Origin of the sequence: Pseudochrobactrum sp. AO18b (assembly GCF_000409565.1) — a bacterium.
Classification (GTDB): Bacteria; Pseudomonadota; Alphaproteobacteria; order Rhizobiales; family Rhizobiaceae; genus Pseudochrobactrum; species Pseudochrobactrum saccharolyticum.
In genome coordinates, this window is the sequence record NZ_ANNO01000066.1 from 1 (window position 1) to 8103 (window position 8103).

The 8103-nt window shown below is 53.9% G+C and carries 9 protein-coding genes; 5 read left to right on the top strand and 4 right to left on the bottom strand.

All coding sequences use genetic code 11. From position 1 onward, the window contains the following. The 4 genes from A918_RS0103250 to hemC form a co-directional block, all read right to left on the bottom strand. A partial coding sequence (locus A918_RS0103250) for a heme biosynthesis protein HemY (protein WP_022709666.1) occupies window positions 1-1102 on the bottom strand: 1102 nt, incomplete at its 3' end. Between the two features lie 24 nt (window positions 1103-1126). Continuing rightward, the gene (locus A918_RS19285; RefSeq protein WP_022709667.1) at window positions 1127-2545 is read right to left on the bottom strand and encodes a COG4223 family protein; all 1419 of its coding nucleotides are present in this window, start codon (window positions 2543-2545) and stop codon (window positions 1127-1129) included. Between the two features lie 80 nt (window positions 2546-2625). Continuing rightward, window positions 2626-3336, bottom strand: coding sequence for a uroporphyrinogen-III synthase (locus A918_RS0103260; RefSeq protein WP_022709668.1), 711 nt, complete (start codon window positions 3334-3336; stop codon window positions 2626-2628). A gap of 3 nt (window positions 3337-3339) precedes the next feature. Beyond that, window positions 3340-4269 (bottom strand): hydroxymethylbilane synthase, encoded by a 930-nt coding sequence (gene hemC / locus A918_RS0103265; protein WP_022709669.1) that lies wholly within the window; start codon window positions 4267-4269, stop codon window positions 3340-3342. A gap of 213 nt (window positions 4270-4482) precedes the next feature. Between hemC and tsaD the strand changes: the two genes are divergently transcribed. The 5 genes from tsaD to A918_RS0103290 all read left to right on the top strand — a co-directional run bounded on the left by tsaD (window position 4483) and on the right by A918_RS0103290 (window position 8086). Next, the gene (tsaD, locus tag A918_RS0103270; RefSeq protein WP_022709670.1) at window positions 4483-5574 is read left to right on the top strand and encodes a tRNA (adenosine(37)-N6)-threonylcarbamoyltransferase complex transferase subunit TsaD; all 1092 of its coding nucleotides are present in this window, start codon (window positions 4483-4485) and stop codon (window positions 5572-5574) included. Beyond that, a complete protein-coding gene (locus A918_RS0103275) occupies window positions 5571-6548 on the top strand; it encodes an NAD(P)H-dependent glycerol-3-phosphate dehydrogenase (RefSeq protein WP_022709671.1) in 978 nt (325 codons plus the stop codon). Before tsaD ends, A918_RS0103275 begins: the two co-directional genes overlap by 4 nt. 12 nt (window positions 6549-6560) lie before the next feature. Continuing rightward, window positions 6561-6851 carry a YciI-like protein gene (locus A918_RS0103280; protein WP_022709672.1) on the top strand — a complete coding sequence of 97 codons (291 nt, stop codon included), beginning with the start codon at window positions 6561-6563 and terminating at the stop codon, window positions 6849-6851. 32 nt (window positions 6852-6883) lie between these two features. Further along, a complete protein-coding gene (locus A918_RS0103285) occupies window positions 6884-7312 on the top strand; it encodes an EVE domain-containing protein (protein WP_022709673.1) in 429 nt (142 codons plus the stop codon). A 90-nt stretch (window positions 7313-7402) separates the two neighbouring features. After that, window positions 7403-8086 carry a methyltransferase gene (locus A918_RS0103290; RefSeq protein ID WP_022709674.1) on the top strand — a complete coding sequence of 228 codons (684 nt, stop codon included), beginning with the start codon at window positions 7403-7405 and terminating at the stop codon, window positions 8084-8086. Window positions 8087-8103 lie beyond the last annotated feature (17 nt).

Here is an 8103-nt window from a genome sequence, read left to right on the forward strand (position 1 = left end):
CACGCGGATTAAGCTTCAATGCAGCTTCGGCATTTTCCCGTGCCAGTGTCAGCTCTCCGGCATCCAGCGCAGCCCGTGCAACAATCAAAACAGATTCCGCATGGTGACTGCGCAAACTTGCGAGCTGGCGCGCCTTTTTCAGCCGGTCAAGCGCCGTATCTCCGGCGCGCCCGTGAATATAGGCTTCGGCAATCTCAGGATGCGGTTCGCGTTTCCATGCCGCTTCAAGAATACGATTACCCTTACGGATACTACCGTCACGCAGCAAGCAACGCGCAGCAATCAATGCAGCCGGTATCAGTTCCGGTTCCAGCTTGAACGCCTCATTCGCTGCCTCTCGGGAAGCCACAGCATCCGTTTCAAAACTGTCCATCGCCTGTGCCGTCAGCAAAACCGCACGGTTGCGTTTCAATGTCTCACGAGCAGCTTTACCGTCTTTGCCATAAGGAATAACCGCTTTGCGTGCCTCAAGTACCCGCAATGCACCGGTAACATCACCCTGCAAAACCTTATGTCCGAGCACTGCATTCGACGCCCATTCCAGCTGCGGTGCCATTGTGCTGGCTTCCTGCGCATATTGATAGGCTGCTTCCTGCACACCATCGCGGCTGGCCTCAAGATATAATCCCCGCAAACCCAGTAATTTGGTTTCAGGATCCGCAATCATTTCTTCAAAATAACGGCGCACATCATCTTTGCGCCCTTCCAATAAAGCGGTTTGCGCATCAAGCAACCGGATCAGCGGCTCCTGATCAACGCTCAGCAATTTGGAGGCCTGTTTGCTCATACGCCGCGCCGCTTCGGCATCACCGGCACCGGCAGCAATCAGGCCGGTCGAGAGTGACTGATAGCCACGGTCGCGTTTACGGGCGCGAAAATGACGCTGCAAAATATAAGGCGAGCGAATAAGATTTTTGACGATCCACCACAACAGCATGGCACAGGCAATGGCAGCCACAACCATACTGGCGGCAGTCATCAGAGAAATATTGTGCCGCTCTCCGGCAAAAGTGAACACCAGATCACCGGGACGATCCGCCATCCAGCCAAACCCCAGCCCCAGCAATGCGACTACAACAAGAAACAGGATTACCCGTATCATACCGTTCTCCCTTTCCTGTTTCGCTTATTGCGCAGCCGGTTTTTGCTCAGAGACTTGCGTCGAGGCAGCAATCAACTGTGCCAACAATGCATCCGCATCGCGCCGTGCATTCAATGCATTATAAAAGCTCTGACCAACCTGTTTAGCCGCTTCCGGTAATTGTGCCCATTCGGTGATTGCGCGCTGCACATCACCATTCTGCAAAGCAAATTCAATACGGGCAGTCACCGGCCCGACACCGGAACCAGCGACATCACCGATTGGCCGCGACCGTACCAGATTTTTTGCACTGCCGACCAACTGATCCCAGATACCGGCATCTGCCGCAGGCTTGTTCACCGCGGCCACCATATCATCCGCCAATGATGCAAATTGTGTGTTCAGCTGGCTTAGTGTCGGAATACCGGTTTCCGCCTGCGCTTCAAGCGCGGCAACAGAACCTGCCTGCTCCGGCAGCAATGACTTATAGGTCTGCAATTCATTCAGATAAGAACCACCGCGATCAATCGCGGATTTCAAAGCATTGGCCGCAATAATCGCCGCCATATCCGGCTGTGTGGCCTGCGCATCTATCTTCGTCTGCAAAGCACCCAATTGCTGTTGCAGCGCTTTGACCTCGTCCGTATCAGTATTTAATGCGGCATTGGCCTGTTCTGCCTGAGAACCGATCGTATTGAGTTTTGTTTCCATCGCATTCAGGCGCTCGGTCAGACCATTCACCAGCGCGCTATCCGCAGGCTGCGTCTGCCCTGCCAGTGCTTTCAGTTGCTCTTGCAGAGCTGTCACATCGGCACGGATCGCCTCATCATTTCCGGCTGGTGTTTCACTGGCTTGCGGCAGTGCATTCAGGCGTTGCTGAGCTTCTGCTGCATTTTTCTCTGCGGCTTCCAGACGTGCTAACAAATCCGCATCCGGTTTGGTTGCGGCCTGCAAACCGGAAATCTGCTGTTTCAGATCTGCGATTTCTGCAATTGCCGCCTCATCACGATTGCTGGTCTGTGCCGGAAACAAACCCAGCCCCGCCCATTGCAGTGCGGTCGTGCCCAGCAGAACAATCACACCACCCGCCAGTCCGGCAATCCAGGGCGAAGTTGTTTTTTTCGTCTGCGGTGCGGAACTACTGGCAGAATTCATGGTTTTTCCTGATGCAAAAGGATTAGGGCCGGAAACACCGGCTGAAGAAGCCGGACGGGATGTGCTCTGCGGCGGAACCGAGGTTGCAGGTTTCGCTTCAACTTGCGCTTTTAGCGGTGGTGGTGCGGAAGATTTTGCAGCCGGTTGTGCCACAGGTTTCGGATCGCCCACCGGCTCTGCATCCGGCACAGTTTTACCCGCAGATTTTGCAGCGGATGCCTCAACAGCTTTCACATCAGACGGATCAAGATCAATCACCACCGGTTTACGGGTGGTCTTGCTGTGACGTGACACTGTGGATTTAGCCATGAGTCCTCTCGCAAAATCTGTATTTTAAACTTCAGATGCAACCTAAATGACGAAATTGAACAAATGGTTGCATATTTTCGTCAGATCAATGCCAGCAGGCGTAATAAAGCATCCTCATCCGGCGTTTCACTGATACGCACCTGCGCATTACAATTATCTGGTAATTCTGCAGCAATCCGCTGAGAAAGACAAAAAATATATTTCGCGTTCTGGATAAAAGCACCCTTTGCCTGCTTGTCCAGTGCAACAAACTGCCGTGCAGCGACAGCGGAATAGAGCAAAATCACCTCTGCACTGCCGGTATCAGCAATCCCGTTCAGCTCGGCATCGCTATAGGCAACAGGGCGGGTGTCATAGGTCTCAGTAACCGTCAGATTGATACCGGCCGCTGACAGTTGCGCCTCAAAATCCGGCCGCCGGATTTTGCCGGTCAGATAAAGCACATGGCTGCCCGCAGACATAACAGCTGCCACATGGCGCCCCAGATGCAGCCCCCAGCCATCACCAGCATAGATTGTCTCAAAGCCCGCATCCCGCGCAACAGATGCCGTTTTTTCACCCACCGCATAAAGCTGCAAATGCCGGTAGGGTGCCAGCAAATCAGGATTGATATGGCGCAGGGCATTGGCGCTGGTCACAGCAACGGCATCAAAACTGCCCAGCGGCAATGATGCGCCCGTCGCTACAGTTTCACTCACCGGCAGACAAACCGGCTGATAACCTGCCGCTTCAAGTTTAGCGGCGGTTAAAGCTGCATCCGGTTGCGGGCGTGTGACCAGAACCCTGCGCATGTTTCAAGCCCAGCTGGTGAAGAAATCAGCACCGGCTTCTGCACGGATCCGCTCCGCGGCTTCCTTGCCCAGCGCCGCCGCATCTGCTGCAGCACCATCTATGAAAACGCGATGCAGGCGTGAACCGTCCGGTGTCAAAATCATACCGGAGAAATGCAAATGCCCGTCTTTAACTTCCGCCAAACCGGCAATCGGCGTGCGGCAGGAACCGTCAAGCTGCGCCAGAAATGCACGTTCGCAAGTCAGACGGATAAATGTTTCTTCATGATTGAGCGGCTTGAGCAGTGCATCAACCCGCGCATCATCGACACGGCTTTCAATGGTGATCGCACCCTGTCCCGGCGCAGGTAAAAACCGCTCTGTATCCATCAGTTCTGTCACCACATGCTCCAGCCCGAGGCGCTTCAGCCCTGCAAAAGCAAGAAATGTACCATCAACCTGACCTTCATCGAGCTTGCGCAGACGGGAATTCACATTACCGCGAAAAATAATAACATTTAGATCAGGACGGATATGCCGGATTTGTGCCTGACGACGCAGACTGGATGAACCGACTGTTGCCCCATGCGGCAGATCGGTCAGTTTTGCGCTGGTTTTACCGACAAAAGCATCACGCGGGTCTTCACGCTCGAGATAAGTGGAAAGATGCAAACCCTCAGGCAAAACCGTCGGCATATCTTTGGAAGAATGCACTGCAATATCAATACGTCCCTGTAACAGTGCATCTTCAATCTCTTGGGTGAACAGGCCTTTACCACCAATCTCCGACAATGCACGATCCTGAATACGGTCGCCCTGCGTGGACATCGGTACGATTTCAACATCCGTTTCGCTTAAACCATGCGCAGCCATCAGGCGTGCGCGTGTTTCTTCTGCCTGTGCCAGTGCTAAAGCGCTGGAACGTGTTCCGATTTTTAAACGTGGTGTTTGCATCTGGCTCTGTCCGTGATACGCGAATGTCAAAGGCTTCTCTAACTGCCTTTCACCTCAGGGGCAAATTCATGACTGTAATATCATGAATATAATGCCACTATCCGGTGCAAGACAGAAAGATCAGCGAAGTTTGTTTATTGAACGCATTCTCCTTATGCAAAAGTGCTCAGCGCTTTTGCCGGAAATGCTTTGTTAATACGGGTCTAATCGCTTATGCGCGTGCTTGGAATAGAGACAAGTTGCGACGAAACAGCCGCAGCTATCATTGAACGCCATGAAAATGAACAAGGCGGGGTGTCTTCGCGCATCCTGTCTAATGTTGTTCTGAGCCAGATTGCCGAGCATGAACCCTATGGCGGCGTGGTGCCGGAAATCGCCGCACGCGCCCATGTGGAAGCGCTCGACGGATTGATTGCCAAAGCGCTTTCCGATGCGGATATGACCATCAATGATGTGGATGCTGTCGCTGCAACAGCAGGCCCCGGCCTGATCGGCGGGCTGATTGTCGGACTGATGACGGCGAAAGCCATGGCCTTTGCTGCGGACAAGCCTTTCTATGCCGTCAACCATCTCGAAGGCCATGCCCTGACAGCGCGCCTTACCGACGGACTGGCTTTTCCATATCTGTTATTGCTGGTTTCCGGCGGTCATACGCAGGTTATTCTCGTGCACGGCCTCGGCCATTATGAACGCCTCGGCACAACCATCGACGATGCGTTGGGTGAAGCTTTTGACAAGACCGCCAAGCTGCTGGGACTACCTTATCCGGGTGGCCCTGCCGTTGAACAGGCGGCTTTGAAAGGCGATGCCTCACGTTTTGAACTGCCGCGCCCGCTCAAAGGTGAAGCACGGCTGGACTTCTCCTTCTCCGGCCTTAAAACCGCCGTACGCCAGACAGCAACTCAGCTTGTGCCGTTGAGCGATCAGGATGTGGCGGATATCTGCGCATCTTTTCAGACTGCCGTTGCCGATACGCTGAATGACCGTGTGAAGCGTTCTCTGCTCCGTTTTCGGGAAACCTATCCGGATAAAGAAAATCCAACATTGGTTGTTGCCGGTGGTGTTGCTGCCAATAAAGTACTGCGCAAAGGACTTGAAACGCTTTGTGAAAAACACGGTTTCGATTTCCTCGCACCTCCGCATATTCTGTGTACCGACAATGCAGCCATGATTGCATGGGCAGGTGCCGAACATGCAGCACGCACGGAGCCTGACAATCTCGATTTTGCACCGCGCTCGCGCTGGCCGCTGGACAGCACATCAGCGCCGTTGGTCGGTTTTGGCCGCAGGGGAGCAAAAGCATGAGTAAAATTACGATCTTAGGTGGCGGCGCATGGGGAACAGCGCTCGGCTGCATGGCCGCGCAGAACGGACATGAGGTCGTGCTCTATGCCCGCGATCCGGCAACGGTTGATGACATTAATCACAATCATCGTAACAACCGCTATCTCGGTGATATCGCCCTGCATGACAATCTCCGCGCGACCAGCGATGCAGCCGCAGCGCTGAACAATGCCGATACGGTTCTGGCCGTTATCCCTGCGCAATCCATGGCTGCGGCATTACAGGAACTGAAACCGCTCATTCCGGCTGATTGCCCTGTTGTGCTTTGCGCCAAAGGGATTGAACGCTCCACCGGACGGCTGATGTCGCAGATCATTGCCGATATTTTGCCTGACCATCCGATTGCAGCCCTTTCCGGCCCGAGCTTTGCCAGCGATGTTGCCCGTGGCTTTCCGACTGCCGTTACCATTGCCTGTGAAAATATTGCCATTGCCGATGATCTGGCCGCCCAATTTTCCGGCAGCACCTTCCGTTGCTATTCCTCCGATGATCTGACCGGCGTTGAAATCGGCGGCGCATTGAAAAATGTGATTGCCGTTGCAGCCGGAGCCACCATCGGCAAAGGTCTGGGCGCATCGGCACAGGCAGCTTTGGTCACCCGCGCTTTTGCAGAACTGCGCCGCATTGCTGTAGCCTTTGGCGGACGACCTGAAACCCTGATGGGATTGTCCGGCCTTGGCGATCTGATGCTGTCCTGCTCCTCACCGCAATCGCGCAATTATTCCTACGGGCTGGCCTTGGGACGCGGCGAACCACTGGAAGGCCTGTTGCTGGCCGAAGGTGTGGCCACAGCGCCGGTGATTGCCGAACTTTGCGCGCGCAAGCAGATCAATGCACCAATCATCACCACAATTGCGGCCTTGCTCAATGGCAGTATTACTATTGATGCGGCTGTTACCGGATTATTGTCCCGTCCTTTGAAAAATGAAGATTAGGAACCTGACCTCATGCTGTTCGCCATTCTCTGCAATGACAAAGCCGACCATCTGCAACTGCGTCTTGATACCCGCCCTGCCCATCTCGATTATCTGAAAAGCCTCGGCGACAAGATCAAATTCGGCGGCCCTTTTCTGAGCGAAGCCGATCAGAAACCGGTTGGCAGCATGCTGATGGTTGAAGCTGAAACCATTGAAGATGCAAAAGCCGTTGCCGCTGCAGACCCTTATGCATTGGCTGGTCTGTTCGACAATGTGACTGTGCGCCCGTGGAACTGGGTCATCAACAAACCTGCTGAATAAACTTGGCCCGCTGAATAAATCCGGAGAAAACTGTGGCATATTGGCTGTTTAAATCTGAACCATTCAAATGGTCGTGGGAAATGCAAAAGGCCAAAGGCGCTGTCGGTGAGCAATGGGACGGCGTGCGCAATTATCAGGCACGCAATAATATGCGCGCTATGCAGCTTGGCGATAAAGGCTTTTTCTATCATTCCAATGAAGGACTGGAGGTCGTCGGCATTGTGGAAGTTTGTGCATTGGCGCATCCTGACAGCACAACGGACGATCACCGCTGGGAATGTGTGGATATCCGCGCCGTCTGCGATATGCCGAAGCCGGTGACATTGAAAGATGTGAAGGTCAATCCGCTGTTGAGCGATATGGCGCTGGTCACATCCATGCGTCTTTCCGTACAGCCGGTCAAAGAAGACGAATGGATCGAGGTCTGCCGCATGGGCGGATTAGACCACACCAAAATTTAAGAGCACAACAATGCAGAACGCAACCCAAACACTATTTCGGAAGCGTTCTGCATTTGCAGCCGCTTATCCTCTGCTTGATCCGGAGCGTCTATGCCCCTCCTGATCCCGGACTCGACGCGCGCTACGCAATTCATCCTCGACAATACTGGCATTCACCACCCGCCCCATGTGCCGGAAATCGCGCTTCATCTTGCCGATGAGGCTCATGATCTTTGGCATAAGACCGAAGAAGAACTTTCCGAAATCGGATTACCGCCGCCCTATTGGGCTTTCGCATGGGCAGGCGGTCAGGGCGTTGCCCGCTATATTCTCGATCATCCGCAGGCTGTACAAAATAAACGCGTACTGGACTTTGCCTCCGGCTCCGGTCTGGTCGGTATTGCAGCCCTTTTGAGCGGCGCAAGTTCTGTGACCGCCAATGATATCGATCCCTTTGCCCGCCATGCCATTAGCCTGAACAGTGTTTTGAACAAAGTATCCTGTGACTTCAGTGACGCTGATCTGATCGGGCAGGATGTGAGCGGCTCTTTTGATGTTCTGCTCGCCGGTGATGTCTTTTATGACAAGCCATTGGCTGACCGGCTGATCGTCTGGTTTGATATGCTCGCTGCTAAAGGCATGCAGATTATCGTCGGAGATCCCGGACGGTCTTATCTGCCGCGGCACCGTCTGACAGAGCTGAAAGTCTATTCCGTACCGGTCACCCGCGCTCTGGAAGATGCAGACGTAAAGCGCACTACCGTCTGGCACTATGGCGAAACAAATCAGGCGTAGCTGAGAGCTACACCCGA

Coding starts and splice junctions, on each gene's coding strand:
- A918_RS0103260 (WP_022709668.1), bottom strand. CDS start 3,336: ATGCGCAGGGTTCTGGTCACACGCCCGCAACCGGATGCAGCTTTAACC.
- A918_RS0103290 (WP_022709674.1), top strand. CDS start 7,403: ATGCCCCTCCTGATCCCGGACTCGACGCGCGCTACGCAATTCATCCTC.
- tsaD (WP_022709670.1), top strand. CDS start 4,483: ATGCGCGTGCTTGGAATAGAGACAAGTTGCGACGAAACAGCCGCAGCT.
- A918_RS0103275 (WP_022709671.1), top strand. CDS start 5,571: ATGAGTAAAATTACGATCTTAGGTGGCGGCGCATGGGGAACAGCGCTC.
- A918_RS0103280 (WP_022709672.1), top strand. CDS start 6,561: ATGCTGTTCGCCATTCTCTGCAATGACAAAGCCGACCATCTGCAACTG.
- hemC (WP_022709669.1), bottom strand. CDS start 4,269: ATGCAAACACCACGTTTAAAAATCGGAACACGTTCCAGCGCTTTAGCA.
- A918_RS19285 (WP_022709667.1), bottom strand. CDS start 2,545: ATGGCTAAATCCACAGTGTCACGTCACAGCAAGACCACCCGTAAACCG.